The sequence below is a fragment of the Caulobacter sp. 17J80-11 genome, assembly GCF_014349105.1.
In the GTDB taxonomy this organism is placed as follows: Bacteria; Pseudomonadota; Alphaproteobacteria; order Caulobacterales; family Caulobacteraceae; genus 17J80-11.
In genome coordinates, this window is the sequence record NZ_JACSJI010000014.1 from 55,553 (window position 1) to 79,754 (window position 24,202).

General features: G+C 70.8%; 21 protein-coding genes. 7 read left to right on the plus strand and 14 right to left on the minus strand.

Annotation, left to right across the window (positions count from 1 at the left end; translation table 11 throughout):
• The first annotated feature begins 120 nt into the window (after positions 1 to 120).
• Positions 121 to 510 carry a hypothetical protein gene (locus tag H8B08_RS14285; RefSeq protein WP_187450865.1) on the plus strand — a complete coding sequence of 130 codons (390 nt, stop codon included), beginning with the start codon at positions 121 to 123 and terminating at the stop codon, positions 508 to 510.
• On the opposite strand, the gene H8B08_RS14290 is transcribed toward H8B08_RS14285, so the two are convergent.
• Complete coding sequence (locus H8B08_RS14290; RefSeq protein WP_187450866.1) at positions 504 to 1,799, minus strand: lytic murein transglycosylase; 1,296 nt, start codon at positions 1,797 to 1,799, stop codon at positions 504 to 506. The genes H8B08_RS14285 and H8B08_RS14290 overlap by 7 nt on opposite strands.
• Positions 1,800 to 2,000: 201 nt before the next feature.
• On the opposite strand from H8B08_RS14290, the gene ykgO reads away from it, so the two are divergent.
• Positions 2,001 to 2,126 (plus strand): type B 50S ribosomal protein L36, encoded by a 126-nt coding sequence (ykgO, locus tag H8B08_RS14295; RefSeq protein ID WP_031448545.1) that lies wholly within the window; start codon positions 2,001 to 2,003, stop codon positions 2,124 to 2,126.
• An 88-nt stretch (positions 2,127 to 2,214) separates the two neighbouring features.
• Here the strand turns inward: ykgO and H8B08_RS14300 are convergent, their stop codons facing one another.
• Complete coding sequence (locus H8B08_RS14300) at positions 2,215 to 2,679, minus strand: BA14K family protein (protein ID WP_187450867.1); 465 nt, start codon at positions 2,677 to 2,679, stop codon at positions 2,215 to 2,217.
• A 124-nt stretch (positions 2,680 to 2,803) separates the two neighbouring features.
• A complete protein-coding gene (locus tag H8B08_RS14305) occupies positions 2,804 to 4,207 on the minus strand; it encodes a M23 family metallopeptidase (protein WP_187450868.1) in 1,404 nt (467 codons plus the stop codon).
• 307 nt (positions 4,208 to 4,514) lie between these two features.
• On the opposite strand from H8B08_RS14305, the gene H8B08_RS14310 reads away from it, so the two are divergent.
• The 5 genes from H8B08_RS14310 to H8B08_RS14330 all read left to right on the plus strand — a co-directional run bounded on the left by H8B08_RS14310 (position 4,515) and on the right by H8B08_RS14330 (position 11,376).
• Positions 4,515 to 7,736, plus strand: a complete 3,222-nt coding sequence (locus tag H8B08_RS14310) for a YdbH domain-containing protein (protein ID WP_187450869.1) — start codon at positions 4,515 to 4,517, stop codon at positions 7,734 to 7,736.
• Between the two features lie 79 nt (positions 7,737 to 7,815).
• The gene (locus H8B08_RS14315; RefSeq protein ID WP_370545486.1) at positions 7,816 to 7,977 is read left to right on the plus strand and encodes a YnbE family lipoprotein; all 162 of its coding nucleotides are present in this window, start codon (positions 7,816 to 7,818) and stop codon (positions 7,975 to 7,977) included.
• A 17-nt stretch (positions 7,978 to 7,994) separates the two neighbouring features.
• On the plus strand, positions 7,995 to 8,357 hold the full coding sequence (locus H8B08_RS14320) for a YdbL family protein (RefSeq protein ID WP_187450870.1): 363 nt from the start codon (positions 7,995 to 7,997) through the stop codon (positions 8,355 to 8,357).
• 8 nt (positions 8,358 to 8,365) lie between these two features.
• Complete coding sequence (locus H8B08_RS14325; protein ID WP_187450871.1) at positions 8,366 to 8,638, plus strand: hypothetical protein; 273 nt, start codon at positions 8,366 to 8,368, stop codon at positions 8,636 to 8,638.
• A 134-nt stretch (positions 8,639 to 8,772) separates the two neighbouring features.
• Complete coding sequence (locus tag H8B08_RS14330; RefSeq protein ID WP_187450872.1) at positions 8,773 to 11,376, plus strand: hypothetical protein; 2,604 nt, start codon at positions 8,773 to 8,775, stop codon at positions 11,374 to 11,376.
• Positions 11,377 to 11,453: 77 nt separating this feature from the next.
• Here the strand turns inward: H8B08_RS14330 and pheT are convergent, their stop codons facing one another.
• The 11 genes from pheT to H8B08_RS14385 form a co-directional block, all read right to left on the minus strand.
• Positions 11,454 to 13,841: a phenylalanine--tRNA ligase subunit beta gene (pheT, locus tag H8B08_RS14335; RefSeq protein WP_187450873.1), complete on the minus strand. Its 2,388-nt coding sequence runs from the start codon at positions 13,839 to 13,841 to the stop codon at positions 11,454 to 11,456.
• 10 nt (positions 13,842 to 13,851) lie between these two features.
• Positions 13,852 to 14,250: a hypothetical protein gene (locus tag H8B08_RS14340; protein WP_187450874.1), complete on the minus strand. Its 399-nt coding sequence runs from the start codon at positions 14,248 to 14,250 to the stop codon at positions 13,852 to 13,854.
• Positions 14,250 to 15,323 (minus strand): phenylalanine--tRNA ligase subunit alpha, encoded by a 1,074-nt coding sequence (pheS, locus tag H8B08_RS14345; RefSeq protein WP_187450875.1) that lies wholly within the window; start codon positions 15,321 to 15,323, stop codon positions 14,250 to 14,252. Before pheS ends, H8B08_RS14340 begins: the two co-directional genes overlap by 1 nt.
• Before the next feature lie 137 nt (positions 15,324 to 15,460).
• Positions 15,461 to 15,820 (minus strand): 50S ribosomal protein L20, encoded by a 360-nt coding sequence (gene rplT / locus H8B08_RS14350; RefSeq protein WP_163262036.1) that lies wholly within the window; start codon positions 15,818 to 15,820, stop codon positions 15,461 to 15,463.
• 24 nt (positions 15,821 to 15,844) lie between these two features.
• Entirely contained in the window at positions 15,845 to 16,051 is a 207-nt protein-coding gene (gene rpmI / locus H8B08_RS14355; RefSeq protein WP_187450876.1) for a 50S ribosomal protein L35, read from the minus strand.
• 126 nt (positions 16,052 to 16,177) lie between these two features.
• Complete coding sequence (locus H8B08_RS14360) at positions 16,178 to 18,130, minus strand: S9 family peptidase (RefSeq protein WP_187450877.1); 1,953 nt, start codon at positions 18,128 to 18,130, stop codon at positions 16,178 to 16,180.
• A gap of 86 nt (positions 18,131 to 18,216) precedes the next feature.
• Positions 18,217 to 20,175 carry a S9 family peptidase gene (locus H8B08_RS14365; RefSeq protein ID WP_187450878.1) on the minus strand — a complete coding sequence of 653 codons (1,959 nt, stop codon included), beginning with the start codon at positions 20,173 to 20,175 and terminating at the stop codon, positions 18,217 to 18,219.
• A gap of 96 nt (positions 20,176 to 20,271) precedes the next feature.
• Positions 20,272 to 21,507: an MFS transporter gene (locus tag H8B08_RS14370; protein ID WP_187450879.1), complete on the minus strand. Its 1,236-nt coding sequence runs from the start codon at positions 21,505 to 21,507 to the stop codon at positions 20,272 to 20,274.
• An 82-nt stretch (positions 21,508 to 21,589) separates the two neighbouring features.
• A complete protein-coding gene (locus H8B08_RS14375; protein ID WP_187450880.1) occupies positions 21,590 to 22,456 on the minus strand; it encodes an aldo/keto reductase in 867 nt (288 codons plus the stop codon).
• 24 nt (positions 22,457 to 22,480) lie between these two features.
• Positions 22,481 to 23,269, minus strand: coding sequence for an MBL fold metallo-hydrolase (locus tag H8B08_RS14380; RefSeq protein ID WP_187450881.1), 789 nt, complete (start codon positions 23,267 to 23,269; stop codon positions 22,481 to 22,483).
• A 59-nt stretch (positions 23,270 to 23,328) separates the two neighbouring features.
• Positions 23,329 to 24,102 (minus strand): isocitrate lyase/phosphoenolpyruvate mutase family protein, encoded by a 774-nt coding sequence (locus H8B08_RS14385; protein ID WP_187450882.1) that lies wholly within the window; start codon positions 24,100 to 24,102, stop codon positions 23,329 to 23,331.
• Positions 24,103 to 24,202 lie beyond the last annotated feature (100 nt).

A 24,202-nucleotide genomic window follows, 5' to 3' on the forward strand; every position in this document is an offset into this window, starting at 1 on the left:
CCTAGGCCCCGTGGTTCTATGCCCTTAGGTCCGGAAGAACAGGGAACGGCGGGGTAGGCGCCGCGTTCGCTTCTGTGGGGCGGACGCATCGCAGAGCCCGTTGGGCTCAGGAGGCGCCAAATGCGACGGAAGGCCCTTTTGGGCGTCGTCGTCGCCGCGGTTCTCCCGCTGGCCATACCTGCGACCAGCTACAGCCAGACGCCGGCTCCCGCGCCGGCGCCCGTAAGGAAGCCTCAGGCGACAAACATCCAGCCGCAGTGGAAGGTTCAGCCGACGCCCGCGCCGGCGCCGGCGGTCGAGCCCGCGGCCCCGCAGGTCACCGCGCCGGCCACGCGCGGCTACACCACCAGCGAGTTCGAGGAGCTGCTGAAGCCGACCGAGTGGCCGCGGGTGGATCCGATCCGGGGCAATCCGAACACCAATCCGCAGCGCCAGGACAACGACTACGGCCTGGACTCGGCGCCGGCCTATGAATCGACCCGCCCGGAAAACCCGCTGGGACCCTACTGAGGCGCGCCGGCCGCCGGCAGGGCGGCTTGGGCCCGCAGCCGGCCGACCAGCTCGGCGGTGAGGTAGCCGTCGGCGACCAGGCCGTTGGACTTCTGCCAGGCGCGCAGCGCCGTGCGGGTGCCGGCCCCGATCACCCCGTCAACGCCGCCCGGGTCGAAGCCGAGCTGGGCGAGGGCCTGCTGGGCGGCGTAGCGGTCGTCCTTCGACAGCGGCTGCTCGACCGGCCAGGCGCGGCTCAGCCCCGGCTTGCCCTGCATGCGGTCGGCCAGTTGGCCGATGGCGAGCGCGTAGGCGACCGAGTTGTTGTACTTGCGGATCACGAAGTGGTTCGGGAACAGCAGGAAGGCTGGGCCCTGCGCGCCGGCCGGCAGCAGCAGGCTGGCCTGGGCGGCCTGGTCCTTGGCGGTCCAGTAGCTGCCGTCGGCGCGCTTCACGCCGCGCGCGCCCCACTCGGACGGGGTCAGCTTGTCGCTCTCGGCGACCGAATAGTCGAAGCCCGCCGGCAGGGTGACTTCCACCGCCCAGCTTTCGCCCGGACGCCAGCCGGCGGTGGCCAGCAGGTTGGCGGCCGAGGCCAGCGCGTCGGCGTCGGAGGTCCAGATGTTCGGCCGGCCGTCGCCGTCGAAGTCCTGGGCCAGCTTCAGATAGTTTTCGGGGATGAACTGGGTCTGGCCCATCGCCCCCGCCCACGAGCCGGTCAGGCGCGAGCGCGGGATGCCGTGGTCGCGGATGATGGTCAGCGCGTCCAGCAGCTGGCCCTCGGCCCAGTCGCGGCGGCGGCCGTCCCAGGCCAGGGTCGCGAAGGCGCGCACCACGTCGAAGTCGCCCTGCACCTTTCCGAAGGCGCTCTCCTGGGCCCAGATGCCGATCAGGATCTCGATCGGCACGCCGTAGCGCTGCTCGATCGGCCCGGCCCAGCCGGAGGTGTCGCGGCGGCGCACGCCTTCGGCGACCCGGTCGGCGCTGACCGCGGTCTGGACGTAGCTGCCGATCGGCTTGGAGAATTCGGGTTGCTTGCGGTCCAGCGCGACGATGCGGTCGTTGGGCGTCAGGCCGCCCAGCTCGCGTTCCAAGAAGGCGCGGTCGAAGCCCTTGGCCGTCGCACGGCTGATGAAGTCGTCCTTCCAGGCCAGGAAGGAGGCGGGCGCGGCGGCGGGCGCGGCCGGGACCGGGGCTTCGGCGGCCGGGGGAATCGGGGCGGCCGGAGTCGGCGGCGGAACCGGGGTCGTGGAGGTGACCGCGGGGGCGCAGGCGCTGAGCAGCAGCGGCAGAAGAAGGCGGCGACGCATGGTTAAGACCCTAACCGCGGATGCGGCGGCGCTTCAATCACAAGGCCGCGAACGGTTGCGGCATAAAGGCGGGGTTGCAGCAACGGCGCCACGGCCCCGCCGGCGTTGACTCTCGCGCCGCCCGCCCCTATACCCGCGCGCTCATCCCGCTCGGCGCTGCAAAGGCGACGGCGGGTTCCTGTTTTTTGAGGCGCGAGAACGATGAAGGTCCGCAGCTCCCTGAAGTCGCTGAAAACCCGTCACCGGGACTGCAAGGTCGTGCGCCGTAAAGGCCGCGTCTACGTGATCAACAAGACCGACCCGCGCTTCAAGGCCAAGCAGGGCTGAGATCGCTCGCGCGCTACGGCGCGCGTGACCGGGATCGAACAGGCCGCGGGCTGACGCTCGCGGCCTTTTCGCGTTTCCAATCCGTCGCTCAGCGGCAGGGCCGCACCCGGCCGTCGCGATCGACCCAGGTGTCGGTGCGCGGGTCGTAGTCCCGGTACTGGGAATAGCAGTAGTCGACATGCCGCGGGTCGGGGCGGGGGCCGACGCCGTCGCCCACGCCCTTCCAGCGGTTGGCGCCCGAGCCTGTGTCGTAGCCGTCGCCCCAGCCGTCCGAATAGCCGTCGCGATAGCCGTGCCGGTAGGCGCGGCGGTCATAGCCGTAGCCGCGGCCGTATCGCCCGTCGCCGACATAGTCGTACGCGCCGCCGCGGTCGTCGTAGGTGTAGCCGCGCGCCTTGCAGTGCCCGCGCGTCGACCAGTAGTCGCACGTCGATCTGTGGCCGTAGTCGTCCGCTTCGATCTGATCGACGTAGCCGCCGGCGATCGCCGGGAACGCGCTCAGGCTGGCGCTCAGGCCCAGGGCCGCCGCGGCGGCGGCCAGCGTCATGCGCATGGGAAAGCTCCTCCGGTCCGTCCCGAAGAAGAATAACGCCGGTACGCGGAGTTTGGGTCCCGCTTCGACAGCAAAGCTTCGTGATCGCCGTCTTCCCTTCTCCCGCGAGGGGAGAAGGGAAGCCTTAGCCGCGGCGTGAAGCGCGTTCGGCCGGGCGCAGGGCCTCGGTGTCGGCGGCGGCGGTCTTCAGGGTCTCGCCGCCCTCGTCGACGTGGTTGCGCTTCTTGGCGATCAGGGCGTCGATGCGCGCCTTCTGCATCTTGAACGCCGCCAGGTCGCGGCCGCCCAGGATGGTGCCCTGGGGCACCTTGGCGCCCTTCGGGTTGACGCGCTTGCCCTGGAACCAGACCTCGTGGTGCAGGTGCGGGCCGGTCGAGCGGCCGGTGGTGCCGACATAGCCGATCAGCTGGCCCTGGCGGACCCGGGTACCGGCCTTGATGCCCGCGCCGAAGCGCGACATGTGGGCATAGCCGGTCTCCCACCCGCCGGAGTGGCGGATGCGCACCCAGTTGCCGTAGCCGCCCCAGCGGCGCGCCTCGACCACGACGCCGTCGCCGGCGGCCAGGATCGGGGTGCCGGTGCCGGCCGCGAAGTCGATGCCCTGGTGCATCTTGGCGTAGCCCAGGATCGGGTGGCGGCGCATGCCGAAGCCCGAGCTCATGCGCGCGCCGTCGACCGGGGTGCGCAGCAGGAAGCCGCGAATGTTCTTGCCGGTCTCGTCGAAGTACTGGGGCGTCGAGCTGCCCGACGGGGTGAAGCGGTAGAAGCGGGCCGGGCCGCCCTTGGCGTCGATCTCGGCGAACAGCAGATCGCCTGTCTCGATGGTGCGGCCGCTCTCGGTGACCTTGCGGTCGAACACCATGGTGAAGCCGTCGCCGGCCTTGATGTCGCGGCTGAAGTCCAGCTTGTGGGAGAACAGCTTGACCGTCTGGCCGACAACCTTGGAGTTGGCCCCCAGCGCCGCGGCCGAGGCGGACAGCGAGCCATGGATTTCGCCGTCGGCGACCGTGGTCTCGTCGGAAATCTTCTCTTCCAGCTCGCGCAGCTTCATCGCGCCGTCGAAGCTGCGCGACAGGGTCAGCGACTTGGCCGGGCCGGTGCGCATGGTCAGGCCGATCAGGCGCGCGGAGCCGCCGCGGCCTTCGCGCGGCTTGGCGATGGCGGCCTCGAAGGCGAGGCCCGCCTTGACGTTGACGGTGTCGACGGCGCTGGCCAGGGCCTGAACGGCCGCGCTGGCGTCTTCGGCCGGCACGCCGGTGCGGCGCACGGCGTCCTCGAGCGTTTCGCCGCGACGCACCTTCACCGGCACGCTTTCCGGCCGGTCCAGGCCGGGGCGCGTCTCCGCCGAGGCGAAGGCCTGGGCTTCCAGCGCCGACAGCGCGGCGGCGGTCAGCGGCGGCTTCGGCTCTTCGACGTCGAAGGGCTGGAACACGCGCCACGTCAGGGCGGCCACCGCGATCGCGGCCGCGGCCGTGAGCACGTGGGGCGCGAAGCGCAGCGGTCGGCGGCGTGGATCGAACTGAGCCATCGGTCCCCGTCGGCTAACGGCCCCGCGTTCGGCGGCGGCCTTCACTGAAAATCGGACTACGGTATCCCGTCCAGGTTACCGTCGGATGGAAGCATGGCGTTTAGAAACCGTTAACCGCAAGGCTTTTTTGAAGTTAACGGTGGTGTTTGCTGCCTTTTCGCGTGAAGGGCGAGCCACCCGCTTCCACGTACATTGATGGACCAAACCGCTCGACGGCGCGCGGGACACGCCGTCGCAGGGGCTATATGGTGCCGCTTGAACGGTTCGTGCGTTACCATTCCGCCCGAATTGAGGACCTCCCGCGGCCTTGAGCGACAACGGCGCTTCCAGACCCTCCACCTCGCCCGCCGCGCGTCAGCGCGCGGCGCGAGGTCGCGACTGGGGCCGGACCAGCCTGCAGGTGCTGGCGGTGGCGGCGTTCGGATTCGCGGCCGTGGCGGGCGCGGCCTGGCTGGGACGCCGGGAGATCGCGCGCGACGCCCTGGTCGGCTGGCTGGACCAGCGCGGCATCGAGGCCGAGGTCGGGATCGAGCGGCTCGACTTCGACGGCTTCACCGGGACCGTGCGGGCCGGCTCGGCGAGTGATCCTGACTTCATGGCCCAGCGGGTCGAGGTCGACATGACCGTGGCCATGCCTTGGGACAAGGGCGGCCTGGGCGTGAAGCCGCGGCGGGTGCGCCTGGTGAAGCCGGTGATCAAGGCCGAGCTGCAGGACGGCGAGCTGAAGTTCGGCTCGCTGGATCCCCTGGTGAAGGAGTTCCTGGCCAAGCCGCCCAAGCCCGAGGAGCACGGGCCGCTGGTGCTGGTCGAGGACGGCCAGCTGCGGCTGACCACGCCCTATGGGCGCCTGCGGGCCCGCGGCGACGCCACCATCGACGACGGCCAGCTGCTGCGGCTGGACGCGCGGCTGCCGGCCGCCAGGCTGACCGGCAAGGCGCTGGCGGGGGACCTGCAGGGCGGCGAGCTGCACGCCACCAAGACCGGCGACCGCCTGCACGTGCGGGCCGACGCGGCGGTGGGCGAGTGGGTGTCCGAGGCGCTCGACCTGGAGGACGCGCGGGTCGAGTTCGAGGGCGACTTCCCCTATCCGGACCTGAAGAAGCGCCGCGGCGACGGCACGGTGCGGATGAACCTGGCGGTGAAGGCCGACGCGGCCGGCGCCGGCGACACCCAGACGACCGGCGACGAGCTGAACCTGCGCTTTGACGGGCGGGTCAGCGGCTGGCTGGAGAACTTCCGTCTGATCGGCCAGGCGGCCGCCGTCGGCCGGGTCGAGAGCTATTCGGCCGGATCGTTCGACGGGCGCGGCGGGCGCTTCGAGGCGACCGCCAGGGCGCTGGAGTTGACGCGGACCAAGGACGGCCTCGACTGGCGGGCTCAAGGGGGCGTGACCCTGGCGACCGCTCAGGCGCGCCGGGACTCCACCTTCCTGGAGGGCGCGCGGTTGGACCTGACCGACGCCCGGTTCGCCGGCCGCGGCGCCAAGGGCCTCGAGGGCGTCTTCCGGGTGGGGCTGAACGCCAAGCGGGTCGCGGACGGCGATCTGTCGCTGGGCGGGGTGACCGGCGCCCTGCGCGGCGACCTGCGCGCGGGCGAGGCTTTCCTGCTGACCCTGGACGGCGGCGTTTCGGCCGCGCACGGGGCCTGGACCGGTCTCGGCCCGGCGAAGACCGGCGACGTGGCCGAGCTCGGCGCGCTGAAGCAGGCGCTGGGCGATTTCAAGCTCTCCGCGCCGGGCCTGTCGATCGAGGCCGGCAGCCCGGGCACAAGCGTGGCCCTGACCGCGCCGGTGCGCCTGGCCGCGGCCTCCGGCGGGCAGGCGGTGCTGACCACGCGACGCCAGCCGCTCTACGCCGCCCCGGCCGAGGGCGAGGGCCGCGGGGCCTTCGACCTGGCCCTGTCGGGCGGAGCCCTGCCCAACGCCGACATCGCCGTGTCGGATTACCGGCTGCGCTTCGACGACGCCGGCCTGAACCTCTACGCGACGACCTCCACCAGGGCCGGCTTCGATTTCGGCCCGGTCCAGGGCGGCGTGCTGCAGACGGCCGGCCGGCTGGCCATGGCCCGCGGCGTCCTGACCTACACGCCCGACGGCTGCGCCAGCCTGTCGGCGGCGCGGCTGGAACTGGGCGAGAACGATATGGTCGACGCCTACGGCAGCCTGTGTCCCGCCGGCGGGCCCTTGCTGCGCGTGGCCGGCGGCATCTGGTCGCTGACCGGCCGGGTCCAGCAGGCCGGCGTCACCGGCCCGTTCCTGGAAATGCGCTACGAGAACGCCGCCGGCACGATCGAAGCGACCGGCGCGGGCGAGGACGTGCGCGCCGAGATCCGGCTGGACACCGTGGGCGTGGTGGACATCGCCGCCACCCGTCGCTTCCACCCGGAGCGCGCGACCGGCCTGGTCACCCTGTCCGACGACGTCTGGCGCGGCCGGCTGGACGTGACTACGCCGCTCGGCCTGAAGCTGGGCGAGCTGTCGCTGGTCCACGACGCGGGCGCCGGGCGCGGCGAGATGCTGATCGACGTGAAGGACCTGACCTTCACCCCCGACGGCCTGCAGCCGAGCGACGTCACCCCGCTGGTCGATCCGCTCAACAAGGCGACCGGCTCGGTCGACTTCTTCGGGGCCTTCCGCTGGACCCCGCAGACCACCACCAGCGAGGGCCGGTTCACGACGCGGGGCCTCAGCTTCGAAAGCCCGGCGGGCACGGTCACCGAGCTGGAGGGCGACATCCGCTTGACCAGCCTCACTCCGCTGACCAGCGCGCCGGACCAGAAGATCACCATCCGACGGATCGACTCCCTGGTCGCGCTCGACAACGCCACGGTCGACTTCCAGCTGCTCGGCGACATGCTGCAGATCGAGCGCGGCGACGTGGCGGCGGCCGGCGGCAAGGTGGTGCTGGAGAGCTTCAAGGTGCCCTTCGATCCGAACGCCGCCTGGGAAGGCGCGGTGGTGGTCGAGGGCGTGCGCCTGGGCGACATCGTCGAGCGCTCGGCCCTGGCCGAAGACGTCGACCTGGAGGCCCGGGTCAGCGGGCGGCTGCCGTTCGTGGTCGGCCCCGGGGGGCTGAAGTTCATCCAGGGCGAGCTGCACGCCATCGAGCCCGGGCGGCTGTCGATCCGGCGCGAGGCCCTGACCGGGGTCAACGCGGCCGGGGGCGAGACGCCCGGCGCGCCGCCGAACGTGGCCCAGGACTTCGCCTACCAGGCGCTGGAGCACCTGAAGTTCGAGCAGCTGGACGCGCAGGTGAACAGCCTGCCGGGCGGCCGGCTGGGAATCCTGTTCCACATCAAGGGCGAGCACGCCCCCCCCGAGCGCAAGGAAATCACCCTGTCGCTCATGGACGTGCTGAAGAAGCGGTTCTTCGAGCGCGAGCTGCCGCTGCCGTCGGGGACCAAGATCGACTTGACCCTCGACACCACCTTCAACTTCGACCAACTTCTCGAAGACTTCCGTGAGTTCAACCGGGCGAAGAGCGGCATGGACGGGGCGAAAACGCCGCGTTCAGGGCCGGTTCAGCCTTGACCGTGTCAGATCGGGCCGTGACAACGCGCTCGGGTCCCTCAGGAGGGCGGCAATGAACAAGAGACGAGTCCTGGCCCTGATGGCCGCCGGCGCCGGCGCCGTTCTGGTTTCGGCGTGCGCGCCGACGATCCACGTCAAGGTCGATCCCATCACCATCTACGCCAAGCTCGACGCCGACGTCCGCATTCGCCTGGACGACGAAGTGAAGGCGTTGATCAAGCAGAACCCCGACCTGTTCTGATCCGAGGAGGAAAGGACATGAGCATGCGTACGTTCTTCGCGGGCCTGAGCGCCGCCCTGATCGGCCTGTTCGCCCTGGCCGGCGCCGCCACCGCGCAGGTGCCCAACGCCAAGGCCCTGGTCGACGCGGCCAAGGCCCAGGGCGTCGTCGGCGAGCAGTCGGACGGCTATCTGGGCTTCGTGTCCGACGGCGGCGACCCGGCCTTGAAGGCGGCGGTGGCCCAGATCAACGCCGGCCGCGGCCAGGTCTATCGCGACGCCGCGGCCAAGACCGGCGTGAGCGCCGAGGCGGCCGGCGCGTCGTCCTTCGCCCAGCGCTTCCCCTCCATGCCCGCGGGCCAGTACTATCGGGCCGCCGACGGATCGTGGAAGCAGAAGTAAGGCGCACGATGCGCAAGCCTGACGAGAAGCCCCGCGGCCCCGGCCCGGGGCTTTTTGTTCTCCTGGCCGGCTTTGCGGCCATTGTCGGCATATTCGCCTGGGGCCTGTGGCTGTCGCGCCGGATGGAAGGCTTCGCCGGCATGACCATCCACGGCTGGATCGCGCTGGGCCTGGCGCTGGTGCTGGGCGGGGCGCTGACCGGCGGCCTGATGTGGCTGGCCTTCTATTCGGCCCGCAAGGGCTATGACGACCAGGCGGGCGACGGGCGCGAGGACGAGTAGCCCCTCCCGCGAGGGGCTGACGTTCCGGTCGCTCTCCGGTCGCTTCGTCGCTCGGCCGCAGGCCCCGGTCGCAGGGCGGATGCGCGCGCGCACGCTCCCGCTAAGGCGGGCTCCCGAACCCGGAGCCTCCCCCGATGCGCATCTTCAAGCTCAAGTCCGCCCGCCGCGGCCTGCTGGCCGGCGCGGCCGCCGCCGTGATGGCCGCCGTCGCGGGCGTGCCGACCCCGGCCCTGGCCTGGAAGCCCAAGACCCACGTCTACCTGGCCGAGGAGGCTCTGCGCGACGCCACCGACGACGGCAAGGTGACGATTTACGAGACCGACTACCGCACCGGCAGGATCATCGGCGTGCTGGGGACCTTCGAGGTCGACGCCAGGATCCTGGCCGCCCTGCGCGCCGCGCCGGCCCAGTTCCGCGCCGGCGTGCTGGGGCCCGACGCCTATCCCGACATCCTGACCGGCCAGCAGATCATCCATCCGGACGAGGCGGACTCGCTGGACGGCGGGGCCGGCGGCAGCAACGGCTGGCTGGCCCACCTGTGGGACCGCGGCTTCGTGAACAGCTCGAGCCCGCAGGTGCAGGCCTTCACGGTGGGCTACCTGACCCACGCGGCCGGCGACGTGTTCGCCCACACCTACGTCAACTACTACGCGGGCGGCGAGTTCATGCTGACCCCGGACCCGACCAACGCGGTCAAGCACCTGATCCTGGAAGGCTATATCGGCAAGCGCACGCCGCAGACCATCAACTCGACCACCACCCGCGTGCGCACCGGCGGGCCGCTCAACCCCCGCAAGCGCGACGACCTGGGGCTCGATCCGGTCGTCGGCAAGGACGAGGTCAAGTACCAGGACGTCAACAAGCCGGTCACCCAGGAGGACACCAGCATCGCCGGGGTGGAGCGCTTCATCTACGACGAGCTGACCTACGCCAGGCCGGGCAGCGTGCTGGAGACCAAGCTGCTGAAGGGCGACGGCACGTCGCGCTCGATCCCCTACATCTTCTCGCGTCTGCGCAACGGCCTGCAGCAGCAGGTCGACACCTATGACCGCGAGCGCATGGCCAGAAGCGGCCCCGAGCGGGTGGCCTACGCCGCGCTGAACGGCCCGGCGGCGGAATACAAGCGAGCCTGGATCAAGGACATCGACGAGGGCCTGGCGGCCTTCCCGGCGGTCAGCCACGAGGTGGCCAAGGCCATCGTCTACAACGAGAGCGGCGGCGACATGGGCCGCGCCAAGGCGGTGATCGGCCAGTACGTCGAGGACCACCTGGCCTCCATGGCCGGCGTCCCGGACGCGGCCGTCTCGGTGGCGTCCGTCATCAACGGTATCCTGCCCCCGTTCCTTGCCGACGCCCTGAACGAGCTGATGAAGGCGCCCGTGGACGTCCTGGTGAGGGGCGCGACCGGCAAGAGCGCCGACGAATGGGAGGGCTATCTGACCCACCCCGAGACCAACTTCGACAAGGTGCTGAACCGGGGCGGCGGCGGCCACGACGGCGAGGTCGAGCACCGGACCGACCTGGCCAGCTTCAACCGCGACCAGCTGAAGATCGCCGACAGCGGGTTCAGCAATCCCAGCCTGAAGTGGAAGATCGAAGACCTGCCGCCGGCCTTCAACACGGTGCAGATGACCAAGCTGCTGATGCTCAGCGACGCGGGCCGCCAGCAGCTGGATGCGGCGCTCAAGGCCAAGGGCGGTTCGCTGGGCGCGGCGCCCGGCCGTAACCCGAACCTGATGCTGGGCTGGGTGCGCTCGCTGGACGCTGGCAACCAGTGGCAGGGCCTGCCCGGCAAGCGCGCGGGCGCCTCGCCCAGGCCGGCCTTCAGCGCCGGCGACGCCATCGCCTTCCAGAAGCTGTTTCTGATCCAGCTGGGGGCCAAGGACATCCCCGGCGCCAAGGCGCCCGAGCACGCCTCTTCGCCTGTGCCCGCCCCGCCGCCGGGCGTCCCGACGGGACCGAGCGCGCCGGCCCAGGACCTGAAGCCCTACGCCGGCGACTGGGTCACCACCTGGGGCCGGGTCACCCTGGTCCCCGGCGACGACGGCGTGCTGCGCGGGCGCGTGATGCAGCCGACCGACATCCCGGGCCGTGAGCGGGAAGGCGAGCGGCTGGAGCTGCGCGGCGGCGACAGGCCTGGCGAGCTGGTCGGAACGGCGTCCTATTCGACCAGCACCGCGCGGGTGGTGCTGACCATGTCGGCCGACGGGCGCAAGTTCACCGCCACCTCGCAGCTGCCGACCCAGCAGCCCCCTTCGACCTGGAGCGGCGAGCGGGTGGGGGCGCCGCCGGCTGCGGGCACGCCGGCCGCCACGCCCGCGACCGATCCGACTGCGACGCCAGCCACGCCGACGCCCGCCGCCGAGCCGGCCAAGCCCGCCTACGAAGGGGTGAAGACGCTGGGCAAGTACGCCGTGAAGGTGCAGGCGGTGAACCCGCGCGCTGACGGCCGCATCGAGGTGGTGACCCAGCTGACCAACACCAGCCAGGGGCCGGTGTACCTGACCTCGGGCGCGCTGATGGTCAGCGTCGAGGACGCTGACGGCCTGTCCCAGCGGACCGGCCAGTTCGTGCGCGCCACCGGCGAGCCGCCGCTGCTGTTCGACTCCACGCCGGTCGTCGCGCCGCAGTCGACGGCGCGCGTGCGCTACCTGTTCCGCTGGCCCAAGGACGCGCCCCCGCCGGCCAAGGTGACCTTCAGCGACGGCGCCCACACGGTGCAGTTCACGGGGCCCTGAGAGTGAGCGAGGCGCCGATAACATTCGCCATCCCGGATAGCCGCTTTTCGCGGCTTCCGGGATGACGGGCTTTAAGCTCAGGCCCGCAGCTTGGCCCCGGCCTTTTCGGCCGCCTGCACGATCTTGGCCGACAGGGCCTCGATCTCGGCGTCGGTCAGGGTCTTGTCGCGCGGCTGGATGGTCACTTCGACGGCCAGCGACTTGAAGCCTTCGGGCACGCCCTGGCCCTGGTACAGGTCGAACACCCGCGCTTCGGTGATCAGGGTCTTGTCGACGCCGGCCACCGCCTTGACCAGATCGCCCGCGGCCTTGTCGGCCGGGACCAGGAAGGCGAAGTCCCGCGACAGCGGCATCAGCGGCGACAGCGACAGGGCCGGCTTGGTTTTGGTCGCCTTGCGCTTGGGCGCGGGCACCGCATCCAGCACCAGCTCGAAGCCGTAGACGGGACCTGCCACGTCCAGCTGCTTCAGCACCGCCGGGTGCAGCTCGCCGAACTCGGCCATGACCTGCTTGGGGCCCAGCTGCACGCGGGCCGAGCGGCCCGGGTGCCACCAGGCCGAGGCCGCGCCTTGCGCGATCTGCAGCGAGGCGACCGGCGCGCCCAGTTCCTCGAGCAGGGCGAACAGGTCGCCCTTCAGCTCGAACAGGGCGTCCTGGTCGCGGCCGTCCCAGCGGCGCGGGGGGCGCGGCGCGACGATGGCGGCGACCACGGTGCGCTGGTCGTTCGGACCGTCGCCCAGGTAGATCGGGCCGACCTCGAACAGGGCGGCGTCGGGGAAGCCGCGCGCGGCGTTGCGGCCCGCGGCTTCGATCAGGTTCGGCAGCACGCTGGGGCGCATGCAGTCCAGGTCGGCGGCGATCGGGTTGGCCAGCACAAGGGCGTCGGCCCCGCCGCCGAACAGTTGGGCGGTCTCGCGCTTCAGGAACGACCAGGTCACCGCTTCCGCATAGCCGTTCGCGGCCATGGCGCGGCGGGACATGCGGGCGCGCGCCTGCAGCGGGGTGAGCACGCCCTGCGGCTTGATCGGGGCCTCGGGCAGCGGCGTCGACGGCAACTGGCCGTAACCGGCGATGCGGGCGACTTCCTCGACCAGGTCGGCCGGGCCTTCGACGTCGCGGCGCCAGGACGGGGCCTGCACACGCACGACGGCGCCGGCGCCCGAAATCTCGAAGCCGAGCTTGGTCAGGATCTCCAGCACGCCCTCGCGCGCCAGCGACAGGCCGGTCAGCCGGTGGACGTAGTCCGGGTCGAAGTCGAAAGCGGCCGGCCGGGCCGGCGCCTGGCCGGTGACCGCCACTTCGGACGGCTCGCCGCCGCAGAGCTCCAGGATCAGGCGGGTGGCCATCTCCAGGCCGGGGACCACGAACTCCGGATCGACGCCGCGGGCGAAGCGGTACTGGGCGTCGGAGTGGATGCCGGTGTCGCGGCCGGTCTGGGCGGTGCGCACCGGGTCGAACCAGGCGCTCTCGACGAAGACGTCGGTGGTCTCGTCCGAGACCCCCGTGCTCTCGCCGCCCATGACGCCGCCCAGGCCGATGGCGCCCGACGCGTCGGCGATCACGCACATCTCCGGGCCGACCTTGTAGGTCTTGCCGTCCAGCGCCAGGAATTCCTCGCCCTCGCGGCCCAGGCGCGCCTCGACGAAGCCGCCCGACAGCTTGGCCGCGTCATAGACGTGCAGCGGGCGGGCGCGGTCGTAGGACATCAGGTTGGTGACGTCGACCAGCGCGTTGATCGGGCGCAGGCCGATGGCCTTCAGCCGGTCCTGCAGCCACTGCGGCGAGGGGCCGTTCTTCACGCCGCGGATCAGCCGGCCGGCGAACACCGGGCAGGCCTCCGGGGCGGAGATGCGGATCTCCACGGGGGAGGGGAAGGCGCCCGGCACGGGCGCGATCGGCTGCTCGATCAGCCGCCCGACGCCGGTGGCGGCCAGGTCGCGGGCGATGCCGGCGACGCCCAGCCAGTCGGGGCGGTTCGGGGTGACCTCGAAGTCGATCACCGGCTCGGCGGCGAACACCTCGGCCGCAGGCGTGCCGACGGCCAGGTCGTCCGGCAGCTCCATGATGCCGTCGGACTCCGAGGCGACCTCCAGCTCGGCGGCCGAGCACAGCATGCCGTTGGAGACCACGCCGCGCACCGGCTTCTCGACCAGGGTCACGCCCAGGCCCGGCACGTAGGCGCCGATGGGGGCGTACATGGTGGTCAGGCCCGGCCGCGCGTTGGGCGCGCCGCAGACGATCTCCTTGCGGCCGTCCTTGGTGTCGACCTGGCAGACCTGCAGGCGGTCGGCGTTCGGGTGGCGGGCCGTCTCGACGATCTTGGCCACGCTGAAGGGGCTGAGCTTCTGCGACGGGTCGGAGACGTCCTCGACCTCCAGCCCGGCCATGGTCATGGCTTCGGCCACCTCGTGGATCGAGGCGGAGGTCTCCAGGTGGCTCTTCAGCCAGGAGAGGGTGAATTTCATGATCTAGGTCTCAGAGCTCGTCGGAGTCGTCGTTGGCCGCGTCGCGTTTCTGCCACTCGATCTCGTCCTCGACCGGGTCGGGCAGGACGGCTTGGAGCTGGCGCGCGCATTCGGCCGGCGGATAGTCGGGGCCGACGTCGATGGCCCAGGAGAGGCTGGTCTTCGGCCCGCCGATGGTGGTCGGCGCGATCGGCGTGAGGATGGTCGGCCAGTCCTCTTCGCGGGCCAGGAAGTTCAGCACGTGGCTGAGCTGCTGGACCACCTGCCAGGCCAGCGGGTGGTCGACGTCGATGTCGAGGCTGACCCACCAGCCGGCGTCGACCGAGCCGCCGGCGCCGAGGTAGGCGACGCCGGGGATGCGCTCCAGCAGGGCCTGCATCGGCGTGAAATCGGCTTCCGTGGTGACCATCAGTCCAGCCCGGTGGCGGCGTTCGGGACGGCGTAGGCGCTGAAGCCGTAGTGCTGCAGCCACCGGGTGTCCGACGCGAACATGTCGCGCAGGTCCGGCATGCCGTACTTCAGCATGGCCAGGCGGTCGACGCCGAGGCCGAAGGCGAAGCCCTGGAACTCGTTCGGGTCGATGCCGACCTGGCGCAGCACGTTGGGGTGCACCATGCCGCAGCCCAGGATCTCCAGCCAGCTGTCGCCCTGACCGACCTTCACCTCGCCGCCGGAGCGGTCGCAGCGCACGTCCATCTCCGCCGACGGCTCGGTGAAGGGGAAGTGGTGCGGGCGGAAGCGGGTGGCCACCGTGTCGGTCTCGAAATAGCGGCCGAGGAAGGTCTCCAGCGTCCACTTCAGGTGACCCATGTTGATGTCGCGGTCGATCACCAGGCCTTCGATCTGGTGGAACATCGGCGTGTGGGTCTGGTCGCTGTCGCAGCGGAACACGCGGCCCGGCGCGACGATGCGGATCGGCGGCTTCTGGCTGACCATGGTGCGCACCTGCACCGGCGACGTGTGCGTGCGCAGCAGCTTGCGCTCGCCCTTCTCATCGGGATTGAAGAAGAAGGTGTCGTGCATCTCCCGCGCCGGGTGCTTGGGCGGGAAGTTCAGCGCCGTGAAGTTGTGCCAGTCGTCCTCGATGTCGGGCCCTTCGGCGACTTCGAAGCCCATCTGGGCGAAGATCTCCACCAGCTCGTCCATCACCTGCATGGTCGGGTGCACCGAGCCCTTGCGGCGCGGCGGGGCGGGCAGGGTCAGGTCGACGCGCTCGGCGGCCAGCTTTGCGGAAAGCGCGGCTTCCTCCAGAGCGGCCTTGCGCTCGGCGATGGCGGTCTGCACGCGGTCGCGCAGGCCGTTGATCAGCGGGCCCTTTTCCTTGCGCTCGTCCGGGCTCATCGCGCCCATGCCCTTCAGCAGGGCCGAGATCGAGCCGTGCTTGCCGAGGGCTGAGACGCGCACCTCCTCCAGGGCGGCGAGGTCGGACGCAGCCGCGACGGCGCCGAGCAGGTCGGATTCGAGAACGGAAAGATCGGTCATGGCGGTCGTCTCAAGCGGTCGCGGGCGGTCTTGGCAAGCGATTTCCGGGGGCGGCCGCGCCGCCTGACGCCGGAAACGAAAACGCCCTTCCCGCCGGGGCGGAAAGGGCGCTCTCTGGGTTCGGTTCAGGCCGAAGCTTAGGCCGCGAGCGCCGCGCGGACCTTGTCGGCGATCGCCTTGAAGCCGGCCGGATCGGCGCCGGCCACGTCGGCCAGGACCTTGCGGTCGATGTCGATGCCGGCGACGTCCAGGCCGTGGATGAACTGGCTGTAGGTGAAGCCTTCCAGGCGGGCCGCGGCGTTGATGCGCTGGATCCACAGGCTGCGGAAGTTGCGCTTCTTGTTGCGACGGTCGCGGTAGGCGTACTGGCCGGCCTTGTCCACCGCGGCCTTGGCCGTGCGGATGGTGTTCTTGCGGCGGCCGTAGAAGCCCTTCGCCTGCTTCAGGACTTTTTTGTGCTTGGCGTGAGAGGTCACGCCCCGTTTAACGCGGGCCATAATTCGTGCTCCTCGCTGACCTGATTACTTGGCGTACGGCATGTAGGACTTGACGATCCGAGCGTCCGCCTCGCTCAGCACCGCGGTGCCGCGCTGTTGGCGGATGTACTTGGAATTGTGGCTGATCAAGCGGTGACGCTTGCCCGCCACGCCGGCCTTGATCTTGCCCGTCGCGGTCAGCTTGAAGCGCTTCTTGGCGCCCGATTTGGTCTTCAGTTTGTACTTAGACATTTCGCTGCGGACCGAAATCCGCCCTTCTTAGTAGCGTGACGGACCGCCAAGGCATGTCTAGGGCCTGGCGATCCCGGAAAGGGCGGCTTCCTATATGGAAACCGCCCCAAGGGCAAGGCCGCCGGCTCAGTTCGGCGGGTTGTTCTTCTCGATGAAGGCGATGGCCGCCTGCAGCATCTTGGTCCGGCTGGAGCCGGTGGAGATCCAGTGGTCCTCGCCCTGCAGGGTGACGAACTCGTAGGGCTTGCCGGCCTTCTTCAGCGCGTCGGCCATCATCTGGCTCTGCTCGATCGGCACCACGGTGTCGTCGGTGCCGTGGATCAGCAGCATCGGCACGCTCACCTGGTCGACGTGCAGGGCCGGCGAGACGGCGTCGAGGTTGCGGTCGTCGACCTTGGCGGCGCCCATGTTGCGCTTCCAGTAGCGGGTCCCCGGGGTGTCCTTGGCGCCGAAGCCCTTCACCCACAGCAGCATCTTGCGGATGTCGGCGACGCCCGCTCCGGCCACCGCGCAGCGGTAGACGCCCGGGTCCAGGGTCGGGCCGGCCATGGCCGCGTAGCCGCCGTAGCTCCAGCCCATGATGCAGACCCGCTTGGGATCGGCGATGCCTTCTGCGGCCAGGTAGCGCACGCCGTCCGACAGGTCGGTCTGCATCTCCTTGCCCCACTTGCCGTAGCCGGCTTCCAGGAAGGCGCGGCCGAAGCCGTCGGAGCCGCGGAACTGCGGCTGCAGCACGGCGTAGCCGCGCGAGGCGATCGCCTGCGACCACCAGTCGAAGCCGGCGTTGTCGCGGGCCGCCGGGCCGCCGTGCGGCAGCACGATCAGAGGCAGGTTCTTCGGGTCACGCCCTCGCGGCAGGGTCAGGTAGGCCGGGATCTCCAGGCCGTCCTTGGCCTTGTACTTGACCCAGCGCACCTCGTTGACCGCCTCGGCCGGTACGCCCGGATAGGCCGAACCGACCTTCATCGCCTTGCGGGCGGCGCGGTCGATCAGCAGGTAGGTGCCGGAATCGTCCTTGCCCTCGGTCTTGATCAGGATCTTGGAGAAGTCCGGCGTCCAGCCCTCACGGGTGACCAGCTTGCCCGGGAAGCCGGCCTCGATCGAGGCCCAGGCCTCCGCCAGGGTCGGGTCGGTGAACAGGTACTCGCCGCGCTCCGCGCCGGCGACCTCGAAGCCGAGCAGGCGGCCGGTCTCGCGGTGATAGATCGGCGAGATGTCGCCGGACCCCGGAATGCCCAGCTTTTTCTTCGTGCCGTCCTTCAGCGAGAATTCGTAGAGGGAGTCGCGCTCGCCGCCTTCCGGAATGGAGACCAGCACGGTGTCCGGCGTGCGGCCGAAGCCCAGCAGGCTGGGCCAGTCGACCGTCTTCTCGCCGCCGTTCCAGACGAACAGCTCGCGGTCCTTCACCCCGTCGTCGGCCAGCAGCCGCCAGCGGCCCAGCTCGAAGCGGGCTTCCTCCTTCGCCGTCACCTTGCCCGCGGCGTCGAGGATGCCGTCGAAGTCTTTGATGAAGGGCGTGGCCTTGCCGGTGTCGGGATCGATCTTGAACAGGGTGCTGTCGCCGCTCTTGGCGGCGGTGACCAGCATCAGCCGATGCCCGTCGACCTCGCGCACCCAGTAACGGCTGAACAGGTTGTAGACGACCTCGTCGCCGGTGCGGCTGGAGCCCACGCCGCTGGCGCTGTCCAGCACGGTGGCGAACTTGCGGGTCGTGACGTTGTAGATCTGACCGTTGTAGGCCTCGAGCTTGTCGCCGAAGTCCGAGAACTTGTCGGTGGTCACCGACTGGACGATCACCACGTGGGTGTCGTCGAGCCAGCTGATGCTGCGGATCTTCACCTCGCCCAAGTCGACCACGCCCAGCGCCTGGCCGGCGACGGTCTGCACGCCCAGGCGGCGCTTTTCGCCGACCTGAGCCACGTAGGCGATGTTCTGCCCGCTAGGCGAGATCGCGACCTGGTCCAGGCCCGGCAGCTGGCCGTAGGCCTCGATCGGCGGCGGCGCGGCCAGGGCCGGCGCGGCACACGCGAATTGCAGCACGGCGGCCGCGGCGGCGGTCGCGAAAGTTCTTCCGAACATGATGTGGGCCCCCAAGCAATAACCCCGATCGCGCACTCTGGCGCGACCGGGGTCCGGAAGCAATCGACGGTCGAGCTTTCGCTGAATCAGTTCGGCGGATTGTGCTTCTCGAGGAAGGCGATCTGCGCCTGCAGCATCGCCACGCGGGTTTCGCCACGCGACAGCCAGTGGTCCTCGCCTCCGAGCTCGGTGAATTCGACCGTCTTGCCGGCGGCCTTCATGGCGTCGCGGAAACGATAGCTGTGCTGGATCGGAACGACGACGTCGTCCTTGCCGTGGATCAGCTGGACGGGAATGGTCACCCGGTCCACGTGCTTGATCGGGCTGATCGAAGCCCAGCTCTCGCGGGGGCCCATGTAGCGGGTCCAGAAGCGGTTCGACTGGGTGTCGCCCTGGCCTTCCTTCTCCTTCAGGTCGGCCATCTTCCAGTCGATGTCGGCCACGCCCGCCACCGCCGAGGCGCAGCGATAGACGCCGGTGTCCAGGGTCGCGCCGCCCAAGGCCGCCGAGCCGCCATAGCTGGCCCCGGCGATGCAGACGCGCTTGGGATCGATCACGCCGTCCTTGGCCAGCCAGCGCACCCCGTCCGACAGGTCGGTCTGCATCTTGCGGCCGTACTCGCCGTAGCCGGCGGCCAGGAACTCCGGACCGAAGCCGTCCGAGCCGCGGTACTGCGGCTGCAGCACGGCGTAGCCGCGCGAGGCCAGCGCCTGGGCCCACCAGTCGAAGCCGGGGTAGTCGCGCGTCGCCGGCCCGCCGTGCGGCAGGACGATCAGCGCCAGGTTCTTGGCTTCGCGGCCGCGCGGCAGGGTCAGATAGGCCGGGATGTCGAGGCCGTCGGCGGCCTTGTAGTGAACCAGACGGACCTCGTTCACCGCGTCGCCGGGCACGGCCGGATACGCGCCGCCGAGCTTTGAGGCCTTGCCGGCGACCAGGTCGACCAGCAGCACGCTGCCGGCGTCGTTCGGGCCTTCGGTCTCGATCACCCACTTCTTGAAGTCGGGCGTCCAGGACTGGATGGAGACGCGGCTGTTCTTGAAGCCGGCCCGGATCGAGGCCCAGGACTTGGCCAGCGCATCGTCCAGGAACACCACCTCGGTGTCGGTCTCGCCCGTGAACGTGAAGCCCAGCAGCCGGCCGGTCCGCCCGTCGTGGAACGGCACGCCTTCGCCGAGGTCGCCGAACGACAGCTTGGTGCGCGCGCCGGTCGCCAGCGTGACTTCATAGATGACGTTGGCGGTCTTCTCCGGCACCGCCATCAGCACGGTGCCGGGCTTACGGCCCGCGCCGAGCAGGGACGGCGTGTCGATCCGCGCGTCCTCGTCGACGTAGAGCTCTTTCCAGTTGGTCCCCTCGCGGGCCATCAGCCGCCAGCGGCCCTCGTCCTCGTAGTACTCTTCCTTGGCGACCACCTGGCCGGCCTCGTCCAGCACCCCGAAGTTCTCGTTGAACAGGCGGCCCTGACCGGTCTTCAGGTCGATCTTGAACCAGACCCCGTTGTATTCCTTGTCGTAGCCGCCGACGAGCACGGTCGGCTGACCGTCGACCATGCGGATCTCGGGGGCGCCGAGCACCATGTTGGAGTTGGTGACGTTGCCCTTGATGCGGGTGATGTTGCTGGTCGTCGAGGCGCCGTGGTCGAGCAGGGTGACGAAGCTGCGTTTGGCGATGTCGTAGGACTGGGCGGTGTAGTGCTCGCCCTTGTCGAAGTAGTAGCCGCCGGCCGCGAACGCGACGTTGGTGGTCATGGAGGTGGTGATGAGCACGTGCCCGTCGTCGCCCCAGCGGATGTCGCGCACCTTCTGATCGCCGAGCCTCACCCCGCCCAGGTCCTGGCCGGCCAGGCTGCGCACGCCCAGCGCGCGCGTGCCTCCCACGGTGGCGATGAAGGCGATCTTCTGGCCGTCGGGCGAGATCTCCACCTGCTCCAGCGCCGGCAGCGCGCCGTAGGCCTCGATCGGCGGCGGGGCGGCCAGCGCCGGCGCGGCGAGGGTGAACTGCAGCGCGGCGGCCGTGGCGGCCGTCGCCAGAAGACGTCTGATCATGGAGCTACCCCCTGCGCCGTCACAAAAAACCGGCGTTTGGGGATAGATGCCGCGAGCTTTGCTGGAAGGCAATCCTTCCGCAACTTTGCCGATAGGTCAGGCCGCGGCCCGGGCCTCCTGCTCGCGGCGGAAGGCGCCGCCGGCGTTCAGCGCCATGATCATGGCCGGCACGGTCAGGGCCGCGCCCAGCATGAACGGGGCGTGGGAGCCGAACCCGGAGAACAGCGCCCCGGCCACGATGGGGCCGCTCATCCGCGCGGCCGAGCCGGCGGCCATGTTCAGGCCCAGCATGGCGCCTTGCCGGTCCGGCGGCGACGAGCGCGAGATCAGGGCCGAGATCGAGGGCATGGCGAGGGCCTGGCCGAACACGCCGAACCCGGTCAGCACCGGCACCATCCACGGCGTGTGGTGCTGGGTCTGCAGGAACAGGGTCAGGCCGAAGAGGCCCATGCCGAAGGCCAGCACCCGCGCCTCGCCGAACCGGCGGGCCAGGCGGCCGGTGAGCAGGGCCTGGGTGATGGCGGAGACCACGCCGACCACGCCGAAGATCATGCCGACCTCGCGCGGGCCCCAGCTGAACCCGGCCTGCGCCCACAGGCCGAAGGTCGACTCCATGCCGGCGAAGGCGGCCATGTAGGTGAACGTGACCAGCAGCACGCGCGAGATCACCGGATTGGCGCGCGCCTCGTGCAGGCCGGCCAGGAAGCGCTGGCGCGGGGCGGCCGGATCGGCCTTGGCGCGGCTCTCGCGCACGAACAGCAGCACGCCGACGGCGGCCGCCGCCGACAGGGCCGCGGCCGCGAACAGCGGCAGGCGGAAGCCGAGGTGGCCGGCCTCGGGGTCCGCCAGCAGGCCGCCCACCGTCGGGCCGATCACGAAGCCCAGGCCGAAGGCCGCGCCCAAGAGGCCCATGCGGCCGGCCCGCTCGGCCGGCGGGGTGACGTCGGCGACATAGCCCTGGATGGTGGAGATGTTGCCGGCGCCCAGGCCGGTGAACAGCCGGATGACGATCGCGGCCCAAATGTTCGGCGCGAAGGCGAGCGCCACGTAGCCCAGCACGTTGGCGAAGGTGGTGACCATCAGGACCGGCTTGCGCCCGATCCGGTCCGACAACCGGCCCCAGAACGGCTCGGCGAAGAACTGACCGACCGAATAGGCCGAGAACATCAGCGTCACCTGCCAGGCCGGCGCGTGCAGGCTCTCGGCGAAGAACGGCAGCAGCGGGACCGCTAGGCCGAACCCGATCAGGTTCAGGCAGACGACGGCGTAGAGGACGATCAGGGCCGGTCCGAGCGGGGTGCGGACGGCGGGGGAGTCGGCGCGCGGGTTCATCGCGCGCCGCTATAGGCCATTTCCGATGCTGCGGCGACGGTCCCGCCGCCGCAGCATCGGAAATGGGTCAGAGCGACCGATTTCAGAGCGCTTGGGCCGCCTCGTCCAGCCGACGGAATTCCTCATCGGTCAGCTTCACCGATGCGCCCGCGACGTTCTCCTCCAGGTGCTTCACCTTGCCCGTGCCGGGGATGGGCAGCATGACCGGGCTGCGCTCCAGCACCCAGGCGAGCGCGATCTGGCTGGCGGTCGCGCCGTGGTCGGCGGCCACCGCGGCGGCCACGCCGCCCGGCTTGGCGAGGTCGCCGGCGGCCAGCGGGAACCACGGGATGAAGCCGATGTCCTGCGCCTCGCAGTAGTCCAGGACGTCCTCGGAGCCGCGGTCGACCAGATTGTAGCGGTTCTGCACGGTGGCGACCGGGAACACCTTGCGGGCGGCTTCGATCTCCTCGACCGAAACCTCGCTGAGCCCGGCGTGGCGGATCAGGCCTTCCTTGATCATGTCGGCGATGACGCCGAACTGCTCCTCGCGCGGCACCTTCGGGTCGATGCGGTGCAGCTGCCACAGGTCGATGCGCTCGACCTTCAGCCGGCGCAGGCTGCCGTGCACGCACTCGCGCAGATACTCCGGGCGTCCGTCAGGATTCCACACGTCCGGTCCCGGGCGCAGCAGGCCGCCCTTGGTGGCGATCAGGAGGCCGTCGTAGGGATGCAGCGCCTCGGCGATCAGCTCTTCGCTGACGTGCGGGCCGTAGCTGTCGGCCGTGTCGATGAAGTTCACGCCCAGTTCCGGCACGCGCTTGAGCACCCGGATGGCTTCGGCGCGGTCCTGCGGCGGCCCCCAGATGCCCGGGCCGGTGATCCGCATCGCCCCGAAGCCCAGCCGCACGACCTCGATGTCGCCGCCGATCTTGAAGCGGCCGGAAAGGGTGGCGTCGGGCTGGCTCATGGCGGTCTCCTGCCTGGTCGCGCTCTAGTGCGCGGACCCTAACCCCGCGAGCGGCGGCGAGGCATCAGCGGGGCGGAAAATTCCGTCCGCTTCGGCTGAGCGGATCATCTCGTCGTAGGCGTCGGCCAGGGCCGCGAGCGCGGCCCCTCCGTCGCCGGCGAAGGACGAGCCGTGCATCAGGGCCAGGGTGGTCGGCTTCAGCTGGGCCAGCCGGCGCATGGTCGGGACCGTCGCTACCCCCAGGCTGGTGGCCTTGAACAGCGCCTCGGCCGCCATGGCCGGCTCGATTATGTCGCTCTCGGTCAGGGCGGGCCCTCGGCCGACGTGGGTGAAGAGGTCGCCGCACAGCAGGGTCTGCGTGGACTCCTCGAACAGCAGGCCCGCTTCCCAGCCGTGCGGCACGTGCGGGGTGTCCATGTAGCGGACGCGCTTGCCGCCCAGGTCGATCGCCTCGCCGTCGGCCAGCTGGCGCGGCGGCCGGTCGGCCAGGTCGTTCAGCGACACCATGCAGGCGGTGGCCCCGTGCGCCACCTCGGCCGAGGGCGCCGCCGCCAGCCACTGGTTCATCGAGCCGCACTCGTCGGCCTCGACGTGGCCGAAGGTGATCCAGCGCAACCGCTCCACCGGAACCACCTTGGCCACAGCGTCCGACACCGCCGGGAACAGGCCGCGGTGGCCGCAGTGGAACAGCAGGGGCTCGTCGGCCTGGATCAGGAACTGGTTGAAGGTGAAGCCGGCCGGGCCGCCGACCTCGGGCATGAAGGTCGAGATCCGGTAGATTCCGTCGGCGATCTCGGCGAGGTCGGCAGCCATGGCGCTTCTCCGTCGGGTTCGGCGTCCCGACGCTTGGGAGCGGCGGCCGGTTCCCGCCGCTATGCGGTCCCGAACGCCTCGAAGGCCGCGCGGGCGGCGTCTTCGACAGCCTTCATGGCCAGCCGGTAGGGGCCGGGGCCGAAGCTCACGCGGGCCACGCCCAGCCCGGCCAGGGCGGGGTCTGGGGAGGCGGCCATGACGTTGACCGGCAGGGGCGAGGCCGCGACCACCCGGGCGATCAGCGCCGCCTCGCTCAGTCCGGGGACGAACAGGCCGTCCGCCCCGGCGTCGGCGTAGGCGCGGGCGCGTTCCAGCAGGGTCGCGACCAGGCTCTCGTCGGCCTTGTCGGCCCCCGGCTGGAAGAACACGTCGCAACGGGCGTTCAGGAAGGCGTGCACTCCGGTCCGGTCGGCCGCGGCCCGCGCCGCCGCGATCCGCTGCGCCTGCTCGCCGGCCGGGCGCAGGGACCCGTCGGCCGGGAGGCTGTCCTCGAGGTTGCAGCCGATCGCCCCGGCCCCGATCGCTCGCGCGAGGGTCTCGCCGACCGCTTCCGGCGTCGCGCCGTAGCCCGTCTCAAGGTCGACCGTCAGGGGCAGGTCTGTCGCGCCGGCGATCCGCGCGACGTTGGCGATCACGAAATCCAGCGGGACCCGTTCGCCGTCCGGATAGCCGTTGGCGGCCGCCACCGACCAGCTGCCGGTGGCCAGGGCCTTCGCGCCGGCGGCCGCCACCGCCTTGGCGGTTCCGGCGTCCCAGACGTTGTAGAGCACCACCGGCCGTCCGGGGACGTGCAGGGAGCGGAACAGGGCGGCGCGGTCCGACGGCGAGGGCATGGGCGTCTCCAAGGCGAGGGCTCCTGACGCAACGACGTTATCCGGCCGTCGCCGAAAGCGGGCGCCGATTCTGCGACTCCGAGTCCGTTGACTCCGTCGC

What these genes read in the sequence shown, in the direction of transcription:
- H8B08_RS14285 (WP_187450865.1), top strand. Translation starts at nt 121, where the DNA reads ATGCGACGGAAGGCCCTTTTGGGCGTCGTCGTCGCCGCGGTTCTCCCG.
- H8B08_RS14290 (WP_187450866.1), bottom strand. Translation starts at nt 1,799, where the DNA reads ATGCGTCGCCGCCTTCTTCTGCCGCTGCTGCTCAGCGCCTGCGCCCCC.
- ykgO (WP_031448545.1), top strand. Translation starts at nt 2,001, where the DNA reads ATGAAGGTCCGCAGCTCCCTGAAGTCGCTGAAAACCCGTCACCGGGAC.
- H8B08_RS14300 (WP_187450867.1), bottom strand. Translation starts at nt 2,679, where the DNA reads ATGCGCATGACGCTGGCCGCCGCCGCGGCGGCCCTGGGCCTGAGCGCC.
- H8B08_RS14305 (WP_187450868.1), bottom strand. Translation starts at nt 4,207, where the DNA reads ATGGCTCAGTTCGATCCACGCCGCCGACCGCTGCGCTTCGCGCCCCAC.
- H8B08_RS14315 (WP_370545486.1), top strand. Translation starts at nt 7,816, where the DNA reads ATGGCCGCCGGCGCCGGCGCCGTTCTGGTTTCGGCGTGCGCGCCGACG.
- H8B08_RS14320 (WP_187450870.1), top strand. Translation starts at nt 7,995, where the DNA reads ATGAGCATGCGTACGTTCTTCGCGGGCCTGAGCGCCGCCCTGATCGGC.
- H8B08_RS14325 (WP_187450871.1), top strand. Translation starts at nt 8,366, where the DNA reads ATGCGCAAGCCTGACGAGAAGCCCCGCGGCCCCGGCCCGGGGCTTTTT.
- H8B08_RS14330 (WP_187450872.1), top strand. Translation starts at nt 8,773, where the DNA reads ATGCGCATCTTCAAGCTCAAGTCCGCCCGCCGCGGCCTGCTGGCCGGC.
- pheT (WP_187450873.1), bottom strand. Translation starts at nt 13,841, where the DNA reads ATGAAATTCACCCTCTCCTGGCTGAAGAGCCACCTGGAGACCTCCGCC.
- H8B08_RS14340 (WP_187450874.1), bottom strand. Translation starts at nt 14,250, where the DNA reads ATGGTCACCACGGAAGCCGATTTCACGCCGATGCAGGCCCTGCTGGAG.
- pheS (WP_187450875.1), bottom strand. Translation starts at nt 15,323, where the DNA reads ATGACCGATCTTTCCGTTCTCGAATCCGACCTGCTCGGCGCCGTCGCG.
- rplT (WP_163262036.1), bottom strand. Translation starts at nt 15,820, where the DNA reads ATGGCCCGCGTTAAACGGGGCGTGACCTCTCACGCCAAGCACAAAAAA.
- rpmI (WP_187450876.1), bottom strand. Translation starts at nt 16,051, where the DNA reads ATGTCTAAGTACAAACTGAAGACCAAATCGGGCGCCAAGAAGCGCTTC.
- H8B08_RS14360 (WP_187450877.1), bottom strand. Translation starts at nt 18,130, where the DNA reads ATGTTCGGAAGAACTTTCGCGACCGCCGCCGCGGCCGCCGTGCTGCAA.
- H8B08_RS14365 (WP_187450878.1), bottom strand. Translation starts at nt 20,175, where the DNA reads ATGATCAGACGTCTTCTGGCGACGGCCGCCACGGCCGCCGCGCTGCAG.
- H8B08_RS14370 (WP_187450879.1), bottom strand. Translation starts at nt 21,507, where the DNA reads ATGAACCCGCGCGCCGACTCCCCCGCCGTCCGCACCCCGCTCGGACCG.
- H8B08_RS14375 (WP_187450880.1), bottom strand. Translation starts at nt 22,456, where the DNA reads ATGAGCCAGCCCGACGCCACCCTTTCCGGCCGCTTCAAGATCGGCGGC.
- H8B08_RS14380 (WP_187450881.1), bottom strand. Translation starts at nt 23,269, where the DNA reads ATGGCTGCCGACCTCGCCGAGATCGCCGACGGAATCTACCGGATCTCG.
- H8B08_RS14385 (WP_187450882.1), bottom strand. Translation starts at nt 24,102, where the DNA reads ATGCCCTCGCCGTCGGACCGCGCCGCCCTGTTCCGCTCCCTGCACGTC.